Here is a 22,459-nt window from a genome sequence, read left to right as displayed (position 1 = left end):
TTAATCCTTGATTCTTATTTTTTTTACAGAAGTTTGTCCCATATCCAAATAAGTTGGAGTAGTAAGCTTGCTAACTTACTCTCTTCTACACAACCCCACCAAAACCTGCGCCAAAGCCTGTACCATGGGACGAAAAGAAACATCTTCTCCCCGTTCCAGGTGATGAATACTACCAGTTAGCAAAGGAGATTTTGTAAAAATTTTATCTTCCTTACCATCGTAGTCACTATAAAGATTAGCAACAATATGTATATTTAAATCATGACAAAACTCTTCCCAAAGGGGAACTTCCTCCTTACCCTTATCCCCAGATAAAATCACCGCATGAGTAGCTTCACGCATAATCAGCCGATTTTCTGGTGTAATTTTACCACCCACATCAATGATATTTAGTGGTGTATTGGCACTTTTTACCCAGCCCGCCGCTTTAATGGCAAACTCTGGGGTAAACTTAGCCTTGTAGTCTTGTTTTAGTTTTCTGGCTAAATCAATATCTCGCCGCGCAGCATCGGAAAACCAAGCACCTTCCCCATCTGGACAAGCAGTAATCACATAAGGATAAGGTGCGCCGGGAATATTGCCAATTGCCTGTTTCAAACCTTTACGCAGACAAGATTTACCAGACTGGGGCGGACCACACAATACAACTTTGAGATTTTGTTTACTTTTGTGGGTTTCACTGGTTTCAATCACTTCACCCAACCGATAAGCTGGAGTATGGGTAGCAACAACAATGTAAGTTTTATATCCTGGCTTACCAATTTTGGGGTCAAAAATGGCGATCGCACCATACAATTGAGATATCTTATGAGAGATGAGATAACTCACCGCCACAGAAGCAGGTCCAATCAATCTTAAGTAATTTTCCCCCCGTAATTTCCCCCGATGCAAGCATTTGATCTAAACGCGCTCCCGCATCCCTAACAATTTGGTCACCGTGAGCAGGTTTACCAAACCTCACCTTTAACACATCCTCATCCAGACTAATGTGATAGCTACTCATAACTTTAATCTCTCACTTAATCAAATCGCCCAATTTATACTCAGGATTATGTGTGATACAAACCACATATTTACCTAACTTGGGGTCAAAACAAGCGATCGCACCATAAAGATGAGCCAGTTTATGAGCTAAAACAAACGCCACCGGTACAGAAATAGGTCCGATTAATCCTCAACAGTGGACCTCCTCCTAGTTCCTCTGAATCTTGCATTTCCTGCAGTCGCGCCGCCGCATCCTGAATAATTTGGTCATTTTGAGCAGTTTCCCCAAAACTCACCCGCAAAATATTCTCTTTCAAAGCAATTCTATAACTAGTCATCTGTGCACACTGTTGGGTCAATAGGTATATCATACATCCCAGTGGAAGCAGCCAATTCCAATATGTTGTATGCTGGTCTTAGCAATGAATCTACTTAATCAGTGTTTAAGCCAACTTTTGTAGACACTCCCCAAATAGAACTGCTGCAATGGTTAGCACGCGGTTCTCTCAAGCAAAACCTCCCCAGAGCAATTCGTTTATGGGTGTGGTTACGTTATTTGTATGGACAAGACCCCTTAGCGCTGAGTAATTCCTTTACCTTTGCTCAGTGGCGGGATGCTTTTTTTACTTCCACCCACCCCAAAGGGGAAGCAATTCCTCAGTTACATGATGTAAATTGTCCTTGTACTAAAACCACTGCTACATGGTTATTACAAGCGGGAATTGTCAAATCACAATGGCAAAAGTCCCTGTTAACTCACACTGGTATTTCTGAACCTAAATTAAATGAAATATTACAACAAAGACTATTTGGCGTTACACGTCGTTCCTTACAAGCAGACCTAGAAATTCTCGCCGAAATAGGATGGTTAGAATATCGACAACAGAAATATCATCGGGTCAAAAAATTCCCCTCTCGTCCCATGATCACCACATCTGGGACTAGCGACGAATTGAACTTTCTCAATCAAGAAGATTTAGCCGCGATCGCTCAAAATCATGCCCAGATGATCTGTGGTGTACAGCGATTTTGCTTTCAACTTGACTATGTAATCCCCCGTAAGACTATAGACTTAGTTGATGATTGGCAACATCAATTACGGGAAATCTGGGAACAAGAGCCAGTACCACCTCTAGAATTAACTTACAACAGCGCCAGACTTAAACACACTGTGCAATCTATAGTTTACCCAGTATGTATCTATTATGTCCAACGAGCAGTTTACCTTTGCGCCTTAGGCGAAAGTCCTGACCGCAAAACTGATTGGTATAACTATCGACTAGACCGGATTCACCATATTACACCCATAGACTGGGCAAATCCATCTATTCCCCAGGTTTTACAACAACGCTACTACAACGGTAATTTACCCAGTCCCGATGAAATTGAACGGGAAATGTCTCAAGCTTGGGGATTTGATTTTTATTTACCCTCCCGACTGATGCTGTTGCGATTTGACCGAGACCACCATGACCGCTACATTCGGGATACTGTTCGCCATCGGACCTTTGAGGCCGTTACCTATCAGGAAGCAAAATATTTAATTCAACAACATACATCAGTACTCGAACAACAAGCATTACTGCAAGTTCTCAATCAGCGCTCCTCACAAGATGCTTACTACCGTGTGCAATATCGCCATCTAGATTACAACGTCAGTATGCGTATACGCGCCTGGCGACCAAAAGCTGAAGTTATTATGCCTCTAGATTTACGCCAAAGTATAGGGGCTGATGTCGCCGCTGAATATTTGCTCTATCTGGGTCAAGAAAATGATCAACACCCCAAAATTAACGGTAAAATTTGAGTCAGCATTAGTTTACGCCACATCTGTGCACGCTAAACAAACCCGTAAAATTAACGGTACCCCTTATGTTGCTCATTTATTGAGTGTGGCGGCCTTAGTATTGGAAGCTGGGGGAACAGAAGAAGAGGCGATCGCAGCTTTACTACATGATAGTATTGAAGAGTTTGTGAAATTATAGACAAATCTACAAAGTCACTTTACCAGGGGTAAACCTGATTGGAGTTACTCCTAACCCCTCTATCCCGTCTGCAAAAGCGTTCAGGACTGCTTTTCTTAATATGTTGTACGCCCCATTTAAATCAGCGTTTATTAACCTTCCATTAGAAGCTTTATACAACCCACGAGCTACTCTTCTACCACTAAATACAAGTTCTGCCCCTTTTTGGTACTCCGGGATATTATCAAGGTCAAGAAAACTAGCCTTAGAGGTATAACTTTCTTCGTTGATAATAACTTTAACGCCAGCTAAGTTAGCTTTATAAACCAACTGCTCGATAAATTTATAGTGCGGTATCTGAACAAAATTTTGATTGTTACGCTTACCAATATTAATATCTTGCTTCCACTGTTTGTTGTTACCAATCACCAAAGTATCAATCTGATTTTGTCGAAGGTAATTAATAATGGTTCTACTAGCTTGGTGTAGATAGGTATCAACTTTACTATCTCTTTTGGTGAGAAGATTGGATATTTTGTTGGAGGTGTATCTATTCGGGTCTTGAGTTTGAAGCTTCGATTGGAGTTGGGCTTTTTGTTTATTAAAGAATTGATTGGTTGACTTTAATGGGCGACCATTAATAATCAACGGCTGAAAGCCTTTTTTGTTTGAAGCTATGGTGGCCAGGTTATTAAGCCCCAAATCGATAGCTGCAATATATTGATTCCTAACTGTGACTACTTCATTCTTTTCATAAACAGCCTCTACTACATGGAATCCACTTCTAGGTACTAATCTAAGTTCTTTAACTTTATTTTGAATAGCAGTTGAAATAGATATATTTGTACCTGAAGGTTGTAATAACCCTTTTTTTAAGCCTTTTTTGCTAATACCCTGTGCCGGGTAAATGACCACACAACGACCTTTTGTTTTATGTTTATATCCAGGTAGTCTAGGCCGACCTTTGAACTTATCAGGGTTGGTCGTAAAAGAACTAATAGCTGCAAAATATGAAAGCCAGCATCTATCAACTAATTTAATGATTTGACAACTTACCTTTGCTGGCAAAGCTTTATAATCAACAGATTCTTTGATTAGGTGATAGGCTCCCGCATAATTAATATGCTTGTTGTTATGGATGTATTCCTGTCTAACTATGAAGTTAACAGCATTGTATAGGTTCTTCGATTTAAAGCAAAGTTCATCTATTTCTTTGTATGCTGGGTGACTTGGTTTAATAACATGACGCTCAATCAGCTTCATTTTGTAACTCCTGAGTGATACGTTCTGTCTTTCTCTTTGCTCTTCTTAACCCATACATCCTTGCACTAAAGCATATTGGGTTAACCTTTCAGCTTGTTTTTCTAAGTTGTCTTTTGAACCATTATCAGAAACACGGCAGTAGATAGTTACAACTTTGTTAGGGTTTTGGTTGGTTTCAGGTAGATTAATAATTATGGTTCCTGTAGGTTATTGATAACCTGTGATTACGCCGGATTTGTACCAACGCCACGCAGTTCTATAACTTATCCCTACCTTTTTTGCATAATCAGATAGTTTCATTCATTTAATGATCGTACACTCATAATATTATACTACAAATGTACATAAACGACTATAAATTCATTAAATTATTGTAGACCAGGGAGGAAAAGCCACTCGTGAAGAAATATATCAGCTATTTGGTGAAGCCGTTGTCACCATTATTGATGGTTGTACAGAGTGGGACACACCACCCAAACCCCCTTGGAAGCAACGTAAGCAGCGATATTTACAAAAGTTGCGTCATGCTTCACCCTCTGTGCGCCTGGTATCTTTAGCAGATAAGTTACATAATGCCAGATCATTACTTGCAGATTCTCGCCAATATGGTAGTAAGATATGGCAGGAGTTCCAATTTGGTAAAGAGGGTACTCTCTGGTTTTACCAAGAGTTATTACAGATTTACATCACCACCGGCTCAGATTTTTTAACTGAGGAATTTTCACGAGTAGTTAATTATTTATCTCAGGAAGGTTAGTTTTCAGTTTAAAGCCTGTTGCATTTGCTGTAAAACTCATTTCCCCAAGCCAAACACCAAGCGATCGCCATTGTCATAAAACCAGTATCTTGCATTTGACACTCCCCTAGGTTAGATTAAGGTGAATTTATTTATTTAAAAGTATTAATCTTCTCAACCGTTTTAAAAAAGCTTGGGGAACAGCAGCAGGTTCTCCCGGTATCCACGGACCAGCAGTCATTTCTAAATAGGGTTTCTGCTGATGAATGATTTCCATGGGAGTCAGCACACTATTAATCACACCGATGGGTTTTAAATTACCACGCTCGCCACAAAATTCATGCCAAGCATCAATAGCTTGACTATGGCAACTGATAATCAGATAATGGCTACAAGCCTCTAAAATCGGTAACTTTTGCGGTTGTTCCACCCCCCCCACATCCACAATTACCAAAGACTTCTCCCGTCGTAACTGAAGGATAACCTGAGAATGGTAGGGGAAAAACTCATCTGTCAAAGAACCGCGATCGCCCCTATTAACAGCCTCCGTACCCAAATCTAACAGGTAATTACCCTCACCATCCCAACGGGCGCGTTGCAGATATATATCAGGAGTTTCACAAGACAAAGCTGTAAACAAAGCATGAGAAAACACACTTTTACCACTATTTGGTGGTCCGACAATCATTAACGCTGGACATAATTGCTGGTGGTAACAATAAGGGGGATGTATATCAATTACTTCCCCAATGTCAACCACATCACAGTTAGTTGCTACCACCACCGCACCTAAATGCGGTTCATAACAAGCTACCCAAGCCGTAAACTGTAGTTTGTCAGTTAGGTAAGCATACAACCAAATGGGGGCGCGTCCAGAAATTACCACACCAGCAGTAGTATCAATACCAGATGGTAACTCTAAATTTATTAAATCTCCTGGTTCAATCAGGCGATCGCTTTTGGTTGAGGAAATTAACAAAAATTGGTATTTCTTACCTTGGTCAATCACTGGTTCACTTAACTGTAATCGACCCCCGTCCTGAGTCATCAGCCTTTTTCCTTTTTTGCAGTCTGGGTAAAACTACATCAGCATCATCAATATTTTCGGAATCTCAACGCGGTACACTACCAGTTTTTTCGCCACAAATAAACCCATAAACAAAATATCCTCTCTTGAAATAAGTTCATTATTACACAGCCATGGAAGAGGACTATTCCAATATTTTGAACTTTGTATAAATTAATATCATAAAAGTATTATTTGCGTAATAATCACCACATTCCCCCAAGGGGACGGAAATCACAAACCCCACTGTTACTAATGAAAAATGCCCACAGGCGCGGGCATTAAGTAGGCTTTCTGTCACTTTTATTGGCTACAATCATGTTGGATCATGATGCTTTTATTCTTCTAGATTTTCCCAAATAAATCAAGTACTTAAAACTGTAATTTTAGACATAAATAGCGAAATTATATCTTTTTATTTATTCATTCTCCAGATGACAATAGAGCCAAACTTAGAAGATGTTTTAAAAGTTATGATTAGTGTATCGAATATTATTTGACCCCACCCTAACCCTCCCCTTGTAAGGGGAGGGGACTGGATTTGATTTTTTTTTGTGTGTTCGCCAATCCTTCCCAATCCTTCCCAATCCTTCTTAATCCTTCGGTGTGTTCCCTGTTCCCTGTTCCCTGATCCGGTGTTCCCTAAGATAAAAATTACCTGTTTAATACTTTCCAAACATCCTCTTAGAATTTATGTGACAACTCTAGTATCTGCTGATTGTCTTTTAAAATTTCCGGTAATTATCTGGCGATAATTGTAATTATATCACAAAGATGAATTGGTATTTACTACTACCATAAACATCCTGTTGACGAGCAAACATTTCACGACAAAACTGAGATATTTATGTCAATTAACCTTGAGAATTGCCGGGAATTTTATATTAAAACTATAAGTATGGTCAGGTTGAAAACCCCAGGTATTCCCAGTCTTGGGGTTTTACTTTTTTCCCCATTCCCCATTCCCAATTACCCCCAATGTCCGAAGATTAGCCGAAAGATAGATGAAATTAGATCACCAATTGCCTTATATTATGGCTCAAACAAAGAGCGTCAGGTTTGAGGGTGTATCTGCTAGCCAGAGTAATCTGAATCCGCTCGGTTAAGATAGAGTTTAACCAAGCTATCAATGTTTTCAGAAAATGCGATTGATTTTATACAGCAAGCCCGGATGTCATTTGTGTGAGGGTTTACAAGAAAAGTTAGAACAACTCGAAAACCTCAATTGTGAGTTAGAAGTTCGGGATATTACCACTCGTGAAGACTGGTTCTTGGCTTATCAGTATGAAATACCGGTTCTTTGTTTATGTAACCACACAGGAGCAGAAGAAACCGAGGGAGGGGTAATTGAGGAGCGTTTACCACGTCCTTCTCCCCGTGCTAGTGTGCAGCAGTTAGCCCAAATGTTGGGTAAGTATTTATCCATTTAGAAAAAAATAATGCAGAATAAGCGCAAGAGATTTGTGTGACGAGGTGCACTAAAATGAAATTGCGTGAACTACTGGCGGTTGTGGATGGTGTTAATTACTCTTTTGTCCCTGATGTAGAAGTCAAGGGCTTAAAGACTAATTCTCATGCTTGTAGTATGGGTGATTTATTCATTGGAATGCCGGGAACCCGGGTAGATGGTGGGGATTTTGGCCCAGCGCCATCGCCTCCGGTGCTGTAGCGGCCATTGTTTCACCCCAAGCATTACAAAACAATCCTCCCACAGAAGGGGCTATTGTTGTCAGTGCTGCGGATATGACTAAAGCCTGCGCCCAATTAGCGGCAGCTTTTTACGGTCATCCAGGCAAAAAACTCCAGCTGGTGGGTGTAACTGGCACTAATGGTAAAACTACTACTAGTCATTTAGTGGAATTTTTCCTCAGTCAAGCTCATCTACCTGTGGCCTTGATGGGAACTCTTTACACTCGTTGGCCTGGTTTTGAACAAACTGCCCTCCACACCACACCCTTTGCAGTGGAATTACAAGAACAGCTAGCAGCAGCCGTGAATGCGGGTTGTGAGTTTGGTAGCATGGAAGTTAGTTCCCATGCTTTAGCCCAAGGTCGAGTTTTAGGGTGTGAGTTTGAGGTGGGGGTGTTTACTAATCTCACTCAAGACCATTTGGACTATCACAGGGATATGGAGGATTATTTTGCTGCCAAGGCTTTATTATTTACTCCCGAATATCTCAAGGGACGCGCAATAATTAATGCTGATGATGCCTACGGTCAGCGTTTAATTGCATCTCTAAGTATATCAGGACGGGTGTGGAGTTACAGTGTTAATAATCACAGCGCCGATTTGTACATGAGTAATTTAATGTACGAACCTAATGGTGTCAGCGGTATCTTACATACCCCAACGGGTAATGTGGCTTTTCGTTCTCCTTTGGTGGGACAGTATAATTTAGAGAATCTTTTGGCGGCTGTGGGTGCGGTTTTACATTTAGGACTAGATTTACACTTGCTGGCTGCGGCTATACCACAGTTTCCTGGGGTTCCCGGACGCATGGAACGCGTACTTAGTCCTGAGGAAGAAATCACCGTAATTGTGGATTATGCCCACACCCCTGATAGTTTGGAAAATTTGCTCAAAGCAGCACGGCCGTTTATTCCCGGGAAGATGATTTGCGTGTTTGGCTGTGGAGGCGATCGCGATCGCACTAAGCGCCCTAAAATGGGTAAAATTGCCGCCGAATTAGCAGATATAGCCGTTGTCACCTCAGATAATCCCCGGACAGAAGACCCAGAACGGATTTTACAAGATGTTTTAGCAGGAATTCCTGATACGGCTCAACCAATAGTAATATGCGATCGCGCTACAGCTATTCGCACTGCCATTTTACAAGCCCAACCCGGCGATGGAGTCTTATTAGCTGGTAAAGGTCACGAAGACTACCAAATTCTCGGCACTGAAAAAATCCACTTTGACGACCGAGAACACGCACGGGAAGCTTTACAAGAAAGACTCAAGACCCGTTAATCTCAAAATCAAACACCTAGCTTTTTCTTACTGCTGACTTCCAAAGGTAAGAAAATAGTTAAAACTTCTCCGTAGTGTTGGCGTTGGCGGACAATCAGTTTACCGCCAATAGCCTGAAATAGATGCTTTGTGGCAGCAATATTTAAAGTAATCGTACCGGTTTCGGGTTGAAACATCAGTAATTGCCCCAAGGCTTTGCGAATTGGTGGTGTAACATTCCCCGTGGCCACGCTAGTACCTTGACAATGTAATTGGGGTGATAATTGTAACTTCAGTTGATCCCCCGCTGGAATCACCTGCACTTGAATATGACTTCCTGGGGGTAAACTGCGGGTGAAATTCTCCATCAACCCGGTGAGTACCTGATCGAGCATATTGGGATTACTCACCACTGTTGGTAATTGCTGCGGTAAAACTACATCTAAAGTCAAATTTCGCCGATGTGCCGCTTGTTGCCAACGAGGGACACTCTGCCGCAGTACCTGATCTAAGGACATGGGTGTGAGTTGACTACTTGCAGATTTCACCGCCGGAGAAGTTTCTAATTCTGCGGCTTTAAACAATAACTCCATGCGGTCAATTTGCTCGGTACACTCGTGATCAATAATTTCTAAGCGATTAGTGACTTTAGCTGGTAAATCTTGCCGTTTGAGTAGTAAGCGAGTCAGGGTGCGAATAGTCGTTAAAGGTGTCCGCACTTCGTGAGCAAAAGCTTGGAGTAATTCTACATCGGGTACTGGGGATGGCTTGGGGGCTACCCTTTCCTTTTCAGTATCTGCAGTGTCTTCTAATACTTCTTTATTGGCGGGGACTGCTGTTAATTCCTCCAGCAACAATCTGCTAAACTCCATGATCATCCGGTAATCTGGTGTGATTGCAGCATAGTTTTGAACTAATGTCTCCAGTTCGGCGCTAAATTCTGGATTAGTCAGCATTACCCTGGCACTCAGCGATCGCCAAGCTTGCTCTACCACTTCCGGCTCAAAGGAAAATGAAAATGTTTTATTACCTCTGTGATCTTCTGCCAAAACCAACACTAATCTCAATTTTTCTGTAAAAACTAAGCAAAATCTCTCTCTTACCAGTGGATCTGCTGGTAGTAAAGGTAGTACTGTTTTCTGGGGAGCCATTTCTTGACCTCCTGTAGCAATCACACCAGGCCTCTGAAATGGCATCAATGCCAAGGGGTTAAATGGCTGGGCTGTAAATGTGACAGTTTGCAAGCTCTGATTTAATTTTGGCTGAGTAAATAAAGGTGCTGGTGCTGCTAATACTAAGCCTTTAGTCCCATCAAGTGAAGCAGTTTCTAAACTGTTGATCAGTAGTTGTTCCGTTGCAGCCACACTCACCCGCCACTGTCGCTCTGCTTTGGTTGGTGAGCATTCAGCCACAGTTGCCTGACTGGCAGCTACAATTTCACTCAGGCTTGGCAAGATCCATTGATACACAGGTATTCACCCCTTAATTGAAGAGCGACGGCAGCGTTTAAATTAGACATTTGACTACTACCTATGAGGTTATATTCTTTTGTGTACTCGCAACAGTAGTATAACCGAACATTATAGGGGCAATTTCCCCTGTTATCAGTTCAATTCCGAGATTGTCAATTCACCCTTGAGTAACTCAGTCCCACACCGTTTACAAAACTTAGCATCTACATCATGGAATGCTAAACCGCAACCAGAACAAACTATTTCTAGCTGATTAGCACTTTTCACCAATCGCTTAATTAAGTCCCCTACTTGCCAAGGAATTAAAGAAATACCTGTCAAAATCATTAATACTGTCAGCAAGCGACCTAATTCTGAAATCGGGGTCAAATCCCCAAATCCCACTGTTGTCATCGTCACCACCGAAAAATAAAACGCATCCAAAAATGTGCCAAAAACATCAGGGTTGACTGGATGTTCTACCTGATAAATTAAGCCAGAGTAAATAAATATAATGGCAAATAAAGTAAATAAAATTCTGGCTAATATTTCCCCATCTTCCGTAGTGATAGTACCAAATAAAAATGGTCTATCTATCAATTTAATTAAGCTTAAAATTCTAAAACAGCGCAAGAGGCGAATAAACCTCAAATCAACTCCCCCTATAAAAAATGTTAAAATTGCTATTAAGTCAATAGTTGCGTAAAAACTAAAAATATAGTTAAATTTATTTTCAGCACTCCACAGGCGCACTGCATATTCTCCAGCAAAAAATATCAGGATTACAATGTCAAGAACATTTAAATCCATGAGAATATCCTCAGGAATATTATAAGTCTCAGCGACAAACATACCTGATGAGAGTACCACCAAAACCATAAGTGTTAAATTAATCGCTTTACCTGTTGGTGTTTCTAGGTCTTTCAAGTAAAATTCTGTTTGTTTTTTGGTTAGGAACATATTCAACACCTTTGACAAAAGACAAATAAAAGTTAAATAGGATATGATGATAATTTATCATTAATAAATGACTAATTCCGATGCAACCAGAAGATTTTATGCGCCTAGCACTCCAAGAAGCTCAAAAAGGAGATGCTCCTTATGGTGCTGTAATTGTTAAAAACCAAGAAGTTGTCGCTGTCGCTCATAATACCGTGAATCGAGATAGCGACCCATCAGCCCATGCAGAAATTAACGTGATTCGCCGCTTAACAGCTAAACTTAAAAGCCCTTCCTTAGCAGGTTATACAATATATACCACTGGTGAACCTTGTCCTATGTGTGCTACGGCCTGTGTGTGGGCGGGGATATCTGAAATTGTCTATGGTGCTTCCATTCAAGATTTAGTCTCGGTGAATCAATCACAAATTCTTATATCCTGTGAACAGGTAATTACTCAATCATTCAGAAATATTAAAATCACAGGCGGGATTTTAAAGCATGAATGTTTGGCATTATTTAATTAAGCAAAATATCTTTTGAGAATTGTTAATATTTTTAACAAGGCTCTAAATAAGCTAAAAATCTGTTAGCCACAATAGCCGCTTGAGTGCGATCGCGTAAGCTTAAGCGGTTAAACAAACTGGCGGACAACTGCGATCGCCAGTAATACCCACTCCAAATACAGCAAAAACCGAAAAGGATGATTATTAATTGTAATAGGGCGATTCATACAGATACTTTATAGGCTTACCGTAGTGTATAGGGAATTACCCATGATATTTTGCATTACTCGTAGTGACTTTATGCTCATCTCACTTTCATAGGGGATTTATTATCATGGTGACATCAAGCCAAGATACTACAAGAGATATTATGAAACTTAAACCATTATCCCTACTAGCTGCAGCAATTGCCTTAACTGTAACTACAATACCTGTTGCTGTTCAAGCGCAAACCAGAACCGCCTCACCCACAGAAGTAGCACAAACACCTAGAACACAAAGAGGTCAAAAAGGTGATTGGGGTTGGCGGCGCTTGAATTTGACAGATACCCAAAAAGCTCAAATGCAAGCCATTAAAAGCAACACCCACGCTCAAATCGAAGCAATTCTTACCCCAGAACAAAAAGCAACATTGACCGATAATCGAGGAAAATGGGGTTGGGCTAAGTTAAATCTAACTGAACAACAGAAAACCCAAATGCGCCAAATCCGGGAATCTTCTCAACAACAGATGTTAGCACTTCTGACCCCAGAGCAACGGCAACAAATGCAGGAAATGCGCCAAAATATGCGATCGCGCCGTCAGCAAGGCAATTTCCCAAATAGAGAATAAAAAATTAACTCAATACCTAGTAAAAGTTAGGAGTTATGAGTTATGAGTTAGTCAAGACTCCTAGCTTGATAAACATGACTCCAGAATTCGCCATTGGTAGTAAGGTCAGAGTTGTAGCACTACCGCCCTACGTCAAAACCGCAGATCCCATGCCCACGCTGCGCCCCCCTGATGTGATTTCTTTAGGGGAAGAAGGTACATTAATTGACCGAAAACCCGGAGGATATTGGGTTATACACTTTACTAAGGGCAATTTTTTGTTGGATAGCCAATATATTGAAAGCACAGATATCCCACCCGCAGCTCACCAGGGTAACCAAGAATTGTAAACTTGTGTAAAGTTGTCATTTTGGTCAGCACCATGATTTCTCGGCGCAATTTTTTCAATCTATTACTTGTCAGCTGTTTTGCCCTCATCAGTTGGCTGCATCTTACCCCAGCGGCCCATGCAATGGGTGGTAAACTTCCGTCCATCAATCAGCCCGCACCAGAGTTTACTTTGCCCACCAATACAGGTGATGGTACAGTTTCTCTTTCCGATTGGCGGGGTAAGTGGGTAGTCCTGTATTTTTATCCCCAGGATTTTACCTCCGGTTGCACTATTGAAGCTCGTCGTTTTCAGCAAGACCTACCCAAATACATAAATAAAAACGTTCAGATTATTGGCGTGAGTGCCGATGATGTTGATTCCCACGCCGAATTTTGTGATTCCCAGGGGCTGAAATTTCCCCTATTAGCTGATACCACTGGGGCTGTGAGTAAGGCTTATGGTTCTTGGCTCGGTGTTGTATCCATGCGCCATAGTTTCATCATTGATCCCGAAGGAATTTTGCGTGAGATTTTCCTGAAGGTCAACCCATCAATTCACAGTACAGAAGTTCTGGCCCAACTGGAAAAGTTGCAATCTCAGACTATCCCAGTCCAGCTATCAGCTTCTTAGTCCTGAAGAATCCATCCCTCAACCTAACTTTTGACTGGATTTTGACGGTTAACTGTCAAATTGTAACCGTCAATTTTCTTCACCTTTTTCCTGCAGGAGCGATCGCCACTTCGACAGGGCTTCTTTTGACCACAACCAATTCTGACTCAATTCATTACTCTGGAAATTCACTGGTTGATTGGCGATTACCATATCTCTCAACTTCACAGCCTCATTAACATATTGTCTTTGTTTATTAATAGAAGGTTGATTATATGCAGATGTATACATCCCCAGCGCTAATCCAGCATAGGAAGTTAAAGCTTCTTCGGTGAGTTCCGTACTCATAGTTACAGGTCCAGTAGAGGCAATCCTTTGCTGATTAAGAGCTAAATTCAAGGCTTGGAACCAAGAAGAATTAGCTTCATTGAGATTACCGTCTGCATAGTGGGCAAATCCCAAAGCATTATTATATAAAGGTGAATTTGCTTCAGATTCTAACGCACCTTCCCAATAACGACGGACATCATTAATACTGTATTTCTGGTTTCCAGTCTGAAGAAACTGCCATGCTAATCGCCCTTTTAAAAACTTCACAGATGAATCATCTAGTTGGTTTTGCGGAACTAAATCCAGTAAGGCTTCAGCAGCAGTCAGTTCACCACGATTGAGTAGTTCTGTGATCCATCGTAGTCCTTCGTCTAAGTCACCCTCGCCTAATTTTTCCTTAGCCTTAGTAGTTATGATTCCAGTGGGGGCATTTTTAATGTTGATTTCAGGCTGAATGTCTCTAGGTACAGACTCCGGAACAATTGACGGTGTAACCGATATAGGTGTTTCTTGTGGTTTTTCTCCTACAACAATTAAGCTAATAATTATACATACAACACTTACACCCACTATACCAATAACAGGCCACGGCCGGGGTGATGATTTTCTTGGGGTGAGAGTCTTCCGGTTTTGTCCCACATATTTAGCCGCTGGGGGTGGGGATTCTAGTGTTTCTTCACTTAATTTCAGTTCCTCATTCTCAGAAGCAGTATCTTGGGGCGGATGATATTTCCGAACTTGGTTATCTGTCATCCCTTGTACAGGTTCCTGATAGGGAATTTCCTGATGTAGCTGACGAAACAAATCTGAAACTAAAGCCGAATCTTCCGCATAGTCCGGCTCATCATCAGACTCAATTTCATCTACTAGGTCGCCCCATGTTTCTTCACCTAGCCAGTCTATATCTGATAGGTTGGGTGGTGTTGGTATAGAATCATCAGCTAAACCACAATAAATCATCTCATCAATGGGTAAAACTATGTCTGTCTCATTTGCCATGGCAACATACATAGCAGTAGGATTTTCCCTCAAAGGCGGCTGATGAATATACTCTTTGAGTGATTTCGCACTTAAATATTCTGGACTTAAAGATATTTCTGGACAGAACGAACCATCAAAATCCTGTTGGAGATATAAAATTGGTAAAGCCCAGTAGTTCTGGTGAGAACCATAGGTAGAAATTAATCCCTGGCGTACTAGATTGACACACAAATCTACAGGGCATCCCTGACTGAGCTTGTGGTAAAACAATTGTGTCAGCGTTAGTGCTACTTCATCGGGAATGCGTTCTGACATAGCCAACACGCTGCCAATTCCTCGCCTCACCAGGCTTTGCGTCAAGTTACGTTGAGCCGTCATGTCCCCACCCGGGTCGGATGTAGCTGTGTATGCTCCCCAACAGGAATTAAACACAACCATTTTAATATTATTGTTAACTAGCAACCCTGCTAAATCATCACCACTCAGAGTTTCCGTTAACCCAGTTCTTCTACTGACAAGGTAAATTTGTCCACCTTGGGGACTTCGGCTACTATGACCAGAGTAGTGTAGAATTTGGTATCCCCCTTGTTCTAACGCTTGGGTTAATTCTTCGCGCCCTGGTTGATCTAGTATGGTCAGCGAAATCTCTGGTAAATGATGGCCACTTCTGTCATTTCGTCTTTTCTGACGCTGAAGTTCCTCCTGGAGGTTGATAGCTTCTTGTTTGAGTAAATCAAGACGGACTTGATCCGGAGGAGAAGCTAGTACCATTAAGACTTTGACTTTTCCAATTTCTGGGAGTTTTGATTTGCTTCTCAATGGCAAACCAGATCCAGCCATTGTTCCGGTTTGGTAGCGAGAAAAAGCAATATAAGGGCCAGTAGCCAGAGGGCGATCGCCTGCGTGCATCACTTCCCAGGGTAGACGTGCTAACCTGACATCTTTTAGCCCCAATCGTAAGTGCAGCAATTTTTGGTGGTTTTGGGCAATCCCTTGGGCGGTAATCCAACTGTCTCTGATAGTGCCTTGAAATAGTGCATTGTACAATTGCTGTCCCAATGTCACCAGATTAAAAGAGTTTTTAGCGATCGCGTTTCCCTGGAACACCGATTTGAGCGGGTCATTCATCAGATGTCCAGCAGATACTAACCACTCAGTTACAGGCCAGGTTACCAGTTCTTCTGCTAATGGCACCCCAGTCGCGACTTGTTCCGTCCGCACCAAGTAGTCATTTTGCCCTACTGGGGTTACGGAAATATGAAATTCCTGGGTCACAACTTTTCCTGTTCGCCTCCTTAATCGAATTGAAACTTTGAGTTTCAGATCTAGACTTTCGCTCCTTCTCACACTTTAGATGCTTTCTGCGACTGAATGTTTCTCAGCCGGGTTATTTTTGCGGTTCCTTGGTTATAAGTTTATCCCCATTAGTTACCCACTGGCTAGCTAAATTTAATTCATTGAACTGCGATTAGCTCTATTTTGTGCTTTCCTCCGGAAAGACGTAAATGTGTCGCGGACGTTAAATTAGTAGATGCACCCTGATAACTAACTCCCCTGATTGGCTAACACCGGTTAGGGGATTTTTTTATGCTTTCCTCCGGAAAAAGGCAGATGTGTCACGGATATTAAATTAGTAGATGCACCCTGATAACTAACTCCCCTGATTGGCTAACACCGGTTAGGGGATTTTTTTATGCTTCTCTCCGGAAAGAGGCAGATGTGTCACGGATATTAAATTAGTAGATGCACCCTGATAACTAACTCCCCTGATTGGCTAACACCGGTTAGGGGATTTTTTTATGCTTCTCTCCGGAAAGAGGCAGATGTGTCACGGATATTAAATTGGTAGATGCACCCTGATAACTAACTCCCCTGATTGGCTAACACCGGTTAGGGGATTTTTTTATGCTTTCCTCCGGAAAGAGGCAGATGTGTCACGGATATTAAATTGGTAGATGCACCCTGATAACTAACTCCCCTGATTGGCTAACACCGGTTAGGGGATTTTTTTATGCTTTCCTCCGGAAAGAGGTAGATGTGTCACGGATATTAAATTGGTAGATGCACCCTGATAACTAACTCCCCTGATTGGCTAACACCGGTTAGGGGATTTTTTTATGCTTTCCTCCGGAAAAAGGTAAATGTGTCGCGGACGTTACAGCAGTTTTCAAGTAAATCAAATACACACCTTAACATCATAAATCTTGTGGGGTGGGCATCCTGCCCGCCCCTCAATACCTCACTCAGATAAAATGCGCAGATTAAATTAGTAGATGCACCCTGATAACTAACTCCCCTGATTGGCTAACACCAGTTAGGGGATTTTTTTTGTGCTTTTCTCCGGAAAAAGGTAAATGTGTCGCGGACGTTACAGCAGTTTTCAAGTAAATCAAATACACACCTTAACATCATAAATCTTGTGGGGTGGGCATCCTGCCCGCCCCTCAATACCTCACTCAGATAAAATGCGCAGATTAAATTGGTAGATGCACCCTGATAACTAACTCCCCTGATTGGCTAACACCGGTTAGGGGATTTTTTTATGCTTCTCTCCGGAAAAAGGCAGATGTGTCACGGATATTAAATTGGTAGATGCACCCTGATAACTAACTCCCCTGATTGGCTAACACCGGTTAGGGGATTTTTTTATGCTTTCCTCCGGAAAAAGGTAGATGTGTCGCGGACGTTACAGCAGTTTTCAAGTAAATCAAATACACACCTTAACATCATAAATCTTGTGGGGTGGGCATCCTGCCCGCCCCTCAATACCTCACTCAGATAAAATGCGCAGATTAAATTGGTAGATGCACCCTGATAACTAACTCCCCTGATTGGCTAACACCGGTTAGGGGATTTTTTTATGCTTTCCTCCGGAAAAAGGTAGATGTGTCACGGATATTAAATTAGTAGATGCACCCTGATAACTAACTCCCCTGATTGGTTAACACCGGTTAGGGGATTTTTTTATGCTTCTCTCCGGAAAAAGGCAGATGTGTCACGGATATTAAATTGGTAGATGCACCCTGATAACTAACTCCCCTGATTGGCTAACACCGGTTAGGGGATTTTTTTATGCTTTCCTCCGGAAAAAGGTAGATGTGTCGCGGACGTTACAGCAGTTTTCAAGTAAATCAAATACACACCTTAACATCATAAATCTTGTGGGGTGGGCATCCTGCCCGCCCCTCAATACCTCACTCAGATAAAATGCGCAGATTAAATTGGTAGATGCACCCTGATAACTAACTCCCCTGATTGGCTAACACCGGTTAGGGGATTTTTTTATGCTTTCCTCCGGAAAAAGGTAGATGTGTCACGGATATTAAATTAGTAGATGCACCCTGATAACTAACTCCCCTGATTGGCTAACACCGGTTAGGGGATTTTTTTTTGGGCTTCCCTCCGGAAAGAGGTAGATGTGTCACGGATATTAAATTGGTAGATGCACCCTGATAACTAACTCCCCTGATTGGCTAACACCGGTTAGGGGATTTTTTTTGGGCTTCCCTCCGGAAAGAGGTAGATGTGTCGCGGATATTAAATTAGTAGATGCACCCTGATAACTAACTGCCCTGATTGGCTAACACCGGTTAGGGGATTTTTTTGTACAGTTGACAGAAATTTTTCCGGATAAATGGTAGATGTGCGACGAAGACTAAATTAGTAGATACACCGTGATAATTAATTCCCCTGGGTGAGTAACACTCACTGGGGGATTTTTTTATTCTGCGGACAGCAACCATCATATCATTAATGATAATTTTGTCGAGAACAAACTCAACTCTTTAGTCTCAAAACAGATTACTGATCAATGCGTGCTGATAATTAACTCCCCTAGACTGCCACCACTGGGGGATTTTTTTGTTGGGTATGACCAACATTCCCATTTGTGACAATTTTACCTGGAACATACATTTATTCCTAGACAAGTTTATTGATAGATACACACTGACAGCTCACTCCCCTGTCTGGCTGCCACCAATAGGGTATTCTGTTATCGGAACAGAATAATAACAAATCTCAGGCAAGATTTATCCGGAGGGCTGAACCTAAACTAAGAACATTTAATTAGTAGATACACCCTGATAACTAACTCCGGTGGGAGGTAAAGACTTGATTTAATTCTTGATGAAAAAACTTTTCTTCTGACAGCTTAACTCATTTGTAGTTGCTTAGGAAAGTATTATAACGCAACATTTCTAAAAATGTTCTACTATGGATAGTTTTTTATTCTTATAAGTATTATAGTTTCTTAACTGATTAACAGAGTAGTTAAGTTATTACTTAATCATCGACTATATACGCTGCTAAAAGCTGGTATATTCACAATAATCTAAGTCATGCTTTAACCGTAGTCTTACTGTGTGATTTCCTAGTAAGTTCCTAATAACTCACCCAGTTACCCTGATTGGGTTAATTTATATTTTTTTTAATCTAGTCACTTCGAGTATTGGGTTTAGACTTTCCCAGAGTCTCCCGGTCGGTTTTAACCTTAACTTACCCAATATGCTCATCATATCACGTTCGTGGTGATTTGAAGCAGCCTTGAAGCTAAATATCTCAGTTCAAAATCTAGAGTTTTGCCCCTGTTCTGTGAGATGATCTAAGTGCATCTGGTAGATGTATTTATTCTATTCTTTCCTAACATATCATAACCGCTGCTGAATATCTAGATTTTTTTAGCTAGATTTAAAATATGGTAATCTCCGTGAGATACTCCCACAGTAGTCCAAGCATACAGTGTGGGCTGCAGGGTAACTACAGGTATCGGGTATGACATTAACTGAATCTCTGTTTACAGTTAACCGAATGTCCCGCCGCCAATAACAATACAAAGATGTTGAGCATTTTTGTATTGCCGGAATTTTACATACCACAGAAAGTGACACACAGACTCATGAATTTAGCTGTTATTAAATTTTCTTCAGAAGATTGTGGCATCTGCCACAAAATGTCTTTTTATGACCAAAAGGTAGCTGAAGAGCTAGGTTTACAATTTATCGATGTGAAAATGCAAGATACGGCTAGTTACCGTAAGTATAGAAAAGTCTTGTTGTCTCAGTATCCAGATAAATCACAAATGGGATGGCCAAGTTATATTATCTGTGATTCTCCAGAGGCAGAATTTCAGATTATAGGTGAAGTTAAAGGGGGTCATCCCAAAGGTGAGTTTAGAAGTCGTCTACAAGAGGTTCTCAATTCCATAGACGTGTAACTAATTGCCATTTTTCTGCTTAAACCGAGTATATCTTAATAACTCACGCTACAATAAAAGCAGTTGATTTAATTAGGTCTTGATGCAACACATCACTCCCAAGGAACTTCAAATGATTTAACTTCCAGGACAGGACCGATCATGGCTATGGTCATGATGTCTTCGCGCACCTGTCCTGTAACTGTTACTGTTTGTCCGGGTTGGAGCAAGTTTTTGTCGGCACTTTTGAGGATTTCGTAAGTCGTACCATCATCTGTGACTAACGCCCAAGCGCCAGTACCAATATCTCGGCGTTGAATAGTACCTTTAACTGTAATGCTCATGTTTCAGAAATTGGAGAGGGGTGGGGAGTGGGGTTTTGTTCGGGGGTAAAAATACCCCATTGTCCTATTATGCTGTTTGAGTGGCGCTTTTCAATGCTAAATGAGCTAGTCCATAACAAAGTAAAGCGTTGGTAACCAGGAAAGTCCGCGCTAGATAGCTACTTCCTAAGCCCCAAACTCCTGGGTCGTAAATGGCGCTAACTGTTAAAAAGGCGGCGTAGCCAAGACTCGAACCAATGGCGAACCATTTCCAGCTAGGATGTCCCAAGAATAAGGCTATTAAAACTATGGGGATGAGGACGCTAGCAAAGATGGGATTTAAGGGGTTAGTTCCTTGTAGGGTGTTACCTAGTTCGGGAATGGAACTACCTAAGAGCCGGAAAGGCCATTGGGGGAGGTCAAAGATATATATTCCTTTGAGGAAGAATAAACCAGAACTACCAGCAATTAAGCCACCGGATAAAGACCAACTCCAGGCGAAGGGGAAGTAAACTCGCAAAAACCAAGCCAGGAGATAGGAACCCAAGACCATCAGCAGCTTTGGTATTAGGGCTACTGCACCGCCATCAATCCAAAAACCGGGATTGAGATAGCCGTTGTCTCGTAACCACCTAAAGAAGTCTGGGAAGCTAAGTCCCTGGGAGGCTAGTTTAACTGCGGCTTCGGCATTCAGTTGTCCAGCGCCATAATAGTTGAAGCTATCATCCTCGATCGCCCTTGCTGATTGTTTGAGGACTTTTAACACCTCCTCTGGTGCTGTGACTCCAGAAGCTTTAATTAATGCGGCGACACCTGCAACGTGGGGGGAAGCCATGCTTGTTCCCTGGAGTCCTAAAAATACTCCTTGGTTGTTGTGTTCGGGGTCAATGGTTTCTTGGAGAATTGTCCCGGTCTCACTCCCACCGGGGGCAGAAATATCTACCCCAGCGCCAAAGTTAGAATAGGGGGCTTTTTCTCCGTCTGGACCAAATGCGGCTACGCCAATGACGTGGGGGTAACGTGCGGGATAACTTGCCCCATTCTGGTTTTCGTTGCCGGCTGCGGCTACAATGGTTACACCTTTTTTATGGGCGTACTCAATGGCTTGTTTCATCAGTTGGCTTTCACCACCACCGCCTAAACTCATATTAATGACATCCGCACCGTTATCAGCTGCGAATTTAATTGCTTCGGCAATATCGGCCACTGTGCCGCCACCATAGGCACTAAGTACTTTTAATGGCATCAGATTGGCTTCGTAGGCAATGCCGGCTACACCATATTTATTGTTGGTGGTTTGGGCAATAGTACCGGCAACGTGAGTACCGTGTCCATTGTCATCCGTGGCCTCTTCGCGATCGCTCACAAAATCATAACCCTTAACAAATTTCGTATCTACCAGGTCACGCACAGGAGTTATACCAGTGTCAATTACAGCTACTGTGACGCCGCTCCCCTTGGTTTGACTCCATGCCCCTTCTATGCCGATCTTGTGTAGATTCCACTGTTTGCTGTAATATTGGTCATTCGGACCTGTTAATGTAGGATTTACCTCGTCTACAGATGGTAAAATCCCGTCAAACTTTGCCGACTGTGGTAAGGGAATCGTTCTATAGATGTAATTTGGCTCGATTAATTGTGTAAATTGGGCGAAGGGAGATTTTTTCAGCTTTCTTAGTCGCTGGCGATCGCCTTCAATAATATACACATTATCCGACCCTGAGAATTGATTGTCCAATCGGGGCGTGACATTGTACTCTTGAGCGATCGCCTGTAAGTTCTGCTCTAATACTTCCGAGGGGATATCTTGGCGAAAATCTAACACAATAGTCTCAAATTCGCCTTTAGCTGCTAAACCCTGAAAATTCAGGAACCCGAAAACAGCCCCCCCCAGCCCGATGACAAACAAGCATAATAATATAAGTCTTTTCATATTAACTGATCACCGCTTTTTGCCAGTTTGCTCACTACCATAACTTATCTGCATAGCTGGTTGGTACACTTTGAACAATTTTTACGATT

Annotated in this window: 18 protein-coding genes and 3 pseudogenes; 10 read left to right on the top strand and 11 right to left on the bottom strand. The window is 41.9% G+C overall.

Going from position 1 to position 22,459, the window contains the following annotated elements; genetic code table 11:
• Positions 1-75: 75 nt before the first annotated feature.
• From AC6IZ0_RS18510 to AC6IZ0_RS18495, 4 genes are read right to left on the bottom strand one after another with little or no spacing between them, the layout of a single operon-like run.
• Entirely contained in the window at positions 76-852 is a 777-nt protein-coding gene (locus tag AC6IZ0_RS18510; RefSeq protein WP_497724315.1) for a CRISPR-associated protein Csx3, read from the bottom strand.
• The gene (locus AC6IZ0_RS18505) at positions 806-1,003 is read right to left on the bottom strand and encodes a hypothetical protein (RefSeq protein ID WP_497724314.1); all 198 of its coding nucleotides are present in this window, start codon (positions 1,001-1,003) and stop codon (positions 806-808) included. Before AC6IZ0_RS18505 ends, AC6IZ0_RS18510 begins: the two co-directional genes overlap by 47 nt.
• Before the next feature lie 12 nt (positions 1,004-1,015).
• Positions 1,016-1,147: a CRISPR-associated protein Csx3 gene (locus AC6IZ0_RS18500; protein WP_497724312.1), complete on the bottom strand. Its 132-nt coding sequence runs from the start codon at positions 1,145-1,147 to the stop codon at positions 1,016-1,018.
• Positions 1,125-1,322, bottom strand: a complete 198-nt coding sequence (locus AC6IZ0_RS18495; protein WP_497724311.1) for a hypothetical protein — start codon at positions 1,320-1,322, stop codon at positions 1,125-1,127. The genes AC6IZ0_RS18500 and AC6IZ0_RS18495 overlap by 23 nt, the downstream gene beginning before the upstream one ends.
• 101 nt (positions 1,323-1,423) lie before the next feature.
• Here AC6IZ0_RS18495 and AC6IZ0_RS18490 point away from each other — a divergent pair, with 101 nt between their 5' ends.
• Both AC6IZ0_RS18490 and AC6IZ0_RS18485 read left to right on the top strand, forming a co-directional pair.
• Positions 1,424-2,791, top strand: a complete 1,368-nt coding sequence (locus AC6IZ0_RS18490) for a TIGR03985 family CRISPR-associated protein (protein ID WP_497724310.1) — start codon at positions 1,424-1,426, stop codon at positions 2,789-2,791.
• Positions 2,760-2,954, top strand: a pseudogene (locus tag AC6IZ0_RS18485) (HD domain-containing protein); the annotation flags it as partial. The gene AC6IZ0_RS18490 and the pseudogene AC6IZ0_RS18485, both read left to right, overlap by 32 nt.
• Before the next feature lie 21 nt (positions 2,955-2,975).
• On the opposite strand, the gene AC6IZ0_RS18480 reads toward AC6IZ0_RS18485, so the two are convergent.
• Positions 2,976-4,211: an RNA-guided endonuclease InsQ/TnpB family protein gene (locus AC6IZ0_RS18480; protein ID WP_497724309.1), complete on the bottom strand. Its 1,236-nt coding sequence runs from the start codon at positions 4,209-4,211 to the stop codon at positions 2,976-2,978.
• A 367-nt stretch (positions 4,212-4,578) separates the two neighbouring features.
• Between AC6IZ0_RS18480 and AC6IZ0_RS18475 the strand changes: the two genes are divergently transcribed.
• The gene (locus AC6IZ0_RS18475) at positions 4,579-4,968 is read left to right on the top strand and encodes an HD domain-containing protein (protein ID WP_497726103.1); all 390 of its coding nucleotides are present in this window, start codon (positions 4,579-4,581) and stop codon (positions 4,966-4,968) included.
• Between the two features lie 127 nt (positions 4,969-5,095).
• Here the strand turns inward: AC6IZ0_RS18475 and crn3 are convergent, their stop codons facing one another.
• Positions 5,096-5,995 carry a CRISPR-associated ring nuclease Crn3/Csx3 gene (gene crn3 / locus AC6IZ0_RS18470; RefSeq protein WP_497724307.1) on the bottom strand — a complete coding sequence of 300 codons (900 nt, stop codon included), beginning with the start codon at positions 5,993-5,995 and terminating at the stop codon, positions 5,096-5,098.
• Between the two features lie 1,160 nt (positions 5,996-7,155).
• On the opposite strand from crn3, the pseudogene AC6IZ0_RS18465 reads away from it, so the two are divergent.
• Positions 7,156-7,463, top strand: a pseudogene (locus AC6IZ0_RS18465) (glutaredoxin family protein).
• A gap of 33 nt (positions 7,464-7,496) precedes the next feature.
• Positions 7,497-8,983 (top strand): annotated as a pseudogene (locus AC6IZ0_RS18460) (UDP-N-acetylmuramoyl-L-alanyl-D-glutamate--2,6-diaminopimelate ligase).
• Positions 8,984-8,991: 8 nt separating this feature from the next.
• Here AC6IZ0_RS18460 and AC6IZ0_RS18455 read toward each other — a convergent pair.
• Positions 8,992-10,431: a sensor histidine kinase gene (locus tag AC6IZ0_RS18455; protein ID WP_497724305.1), complete on the bottom strand. Its 1,440-nt coding sequence runs from the start codon at positions 10,429-10,431 to the stop codon at positions 8,992-8,994.
• A gap of 135 nt (positions 10,432-10,566) precedes the next feature.
• On the bottom strand, positions 10,567-11,373 hold the full coding sequence (locus AC6IZ0_RS18450; protein WP_497724303.1) for an ion transporter: 807 nt from the start codon (positions 11,371-11,373) through the stop codon (positions 10,567-10,569).
• Positions 11,374-11,453: 80 nt separating this feature from the next.
• Between AC6IZ0_RS18450 and AC6IZ0_RS18445 the strand changes: the two genes are divergently transcribed.
• From AC6IZ0_RS18445 to AC6IZ0_RS18430, 4 genes are all read left to right on the top strand, one after another.
• Positions 11,454-11,879 (top strand): nucleoside deaminase, encoded by a 426-nt coding sequence (locus AC6IZ0_RS18445; protein WP_271731307.1) that lies wholly within the window; start codon positions 11,454-11,456, stop codon positions 11,877-11,879.
• A 349-nt stretch (positions 11,880-12,228) separates the two neighbouring features.
• Positions 12,229-12,690 (top strand): P pilus assembly/Cpx signaling pathway, periplasmic inhibitor/zinc-resistance associated protein, encoded by a 462-nt coding sequence (locus AC6IZ0_RS18440; protein ID WP_497726102.1) that lies wholly within the window; start codon positions 12,229-12,231, stop codon positions 12,688-12,690.
• Between the two features lie 74 nt (positions 12,691-12,764).
• Positions 12,765-13,019 (top strand): regulatory protein SipA, encoded by a 255-nt coding sequence (gene sipA / locus AC6IZ0_RS18435; protein ID WP_271731306.1) that lies wholly within the window; start codon positions 12,765-12,767, stop codon positions 13,017-13,019.
• 32 nt (positions 13,020-13,051) lie between these two features.
• Positions 13,052-13,630 (top strand): peroxiredoxin, encoded by a 579-nt coding sequence (locus tag AC6IZ0_RS18430; protein WP_497724302.1) that lies wholly within the window; start codon positions 13,052-13,054, stop codon positions 13,628-13,630.
• A gap of 69 nt (positions 13,631-13,699) precedes the next feature.
• Here the strand turns inward: AC6IZ0_RS18430 and hetF are convergent, their stop codons facing one another.
• Positions 13,700-16,195, bottom strand: a complete 2,496-nt coding sequence (gene hetF / locus AC6IZ0_RS18425; RefSeq protein ID WP_497724300.1) for a cell division protein HetF — start codon at positions 16,193-16,195, stop codon at positions 13,700-13,702.
• 3,622 nt (positions 16,196-19,817) lie between these two features.
• Here hetF and AC6IZ0_RS18420 point away from each other — a divergent pair.
• A complete protein-coding gene (locus tag AC6IZ0_RS18420; RefSeq protein WP_497724299.1) occupies positions 19,818-20,135 on the top strand; it encodes a thioredoxin family protein in 318 nt (105 codons plus the stop codon).
• Positions 20,136-20,227: 92 nt separating this feature from the next.
• Here AC6IZ0_RS18420 and AC6IZ0_RS18415 read toward each other — a convergent pair whose 3' ends face one another.
• Together AC6IZ0_RS18415 and AC6IZ0_RS18410 are read right to left on the bottom strand one after the other, a co-directional pair.
• A complete protein-coding gene (locus tag AC6IZ0_RS18415; protein WP_497724298.1) occupies positions 20,228-20,458 on the bottom strand; it encodes a DUF5818 domain-containing protein in 231 nt (76 codons plus the stop codon).
• Between the two features lie 67 nt (positions 20,459-20,525).
• Positions 20,526-22,370, bottom strand: a complete 1,845-nt coding sequence (locus AC6IZ0_RS18410; RefSeq protein WP_497724297.1) for a S8 family peptidase — start codon at positions 22,368-22,370, stop codon at positions 20,526-20,528.
• Positions 22,371-22,459 lie beyond the last annotated feature (89 nt).

Source organism: Anabaenopsis sp. NIES-4685, assembly GCF_059725405.1.
Note: the sequence above shows the minus strand (reverse complement) of the source record. Positions and strands in the feature narration are given on the sequence as shown.

What these genes read in the sequence shown, in the direction of transcription:
- AC6IZ0_RS18430 (WP_497724302.1), top strand. Translation starts at nt 13,052, where the DNA reads ATGATTTCTCGGCGCAATTTTTTCAATCTATTACTTGTCAGCTGTTTT.
- crn3 (WP_497724307.1), bottom strand. Translation starts at nt 5,995, where the DNA reads ATGACTCAGGACGGGGGTCGATTACAGTTAAGTGAACCAGTGATTGAC.
- sipA (WP_271731306.1), top strand. Translation starts at nt 12,765, where the DNA reads ATGACTCCAGAATTCGCCATTGGTAGTAAGGTCAGAGTTGTAGCACTA.
- AC6IZ0_RS18445 (WP_271731307.1), top strand. Translation starts at nt 11,454, where the DNA reads ATGCAACCAGAAGATTTTATGCGCCTAGCACTCCAAGAAGCTCAAAAA.
- AC6IZ0_RS18505 (WP_497724314.1), bottom strand. Translation starts at nt 1,003, where the DNA reads ATGAGTAGCTATCACATTAGTCTGGATGAGGATGTGTTAAAGGTGAGG.
- AC6IZ0_RS18495 (WP_497724311.1), bottom strand. Translation starts at nt 1,322, where the DNA reads ATGACTAGTTATAGAATTGCTTTGAAAGAGAATATTTTGCGGGTGAGT.
- AC6IZ0_RS18420 (WP_497724299.1), top strand. Translation starts at nt 19,818, where the DNA reads ATGAATTTAGCTGTTATTAAATTTTCTTCAGAAGATTGTGGCATCTGC.
- AC6IZ0_RS18480 (WP_497724309.1), bottom strand. Translation starts at nt 4,211, where the DNA reads ATGAAGCTGATTGAGCGTCATGTTATTAAACCAAGTCACCCAGCATAC.
- AC6IZ0_RS18410 (WP_497724297.1), bottom strand. Translation starts at nt 22,370, where the DNA reads ATGAAAAGACTTATATTATTATGCTTGTTTGTCATCGGGCTGGGGGGG.
- AC6IZ0_RS18415 (WP_497724298.1), bottom strand. Translation starts at nt 20,458, where the DNA reads ATGAGCATTACAGTTAAAGGTACTATTCAACGCCGAGATATTGGTACT.
- AC6IZ0_RS18450 (WP_497724303.1), bottom strand. Translation starts at nt 11,373, where the DNA reads ATGTTCCTAACCAAAAAACAAACAGAATTTTACTTGAAAGACCTAGAA.
- AC6IZ0_RS18440 (WP_497726102.1), top strand. Translation starts at nt 12,229, where the DNA reads ATGAAACTTAAACCATTATCCCTACTAGCTGCAGCAATTGCCTTAACT.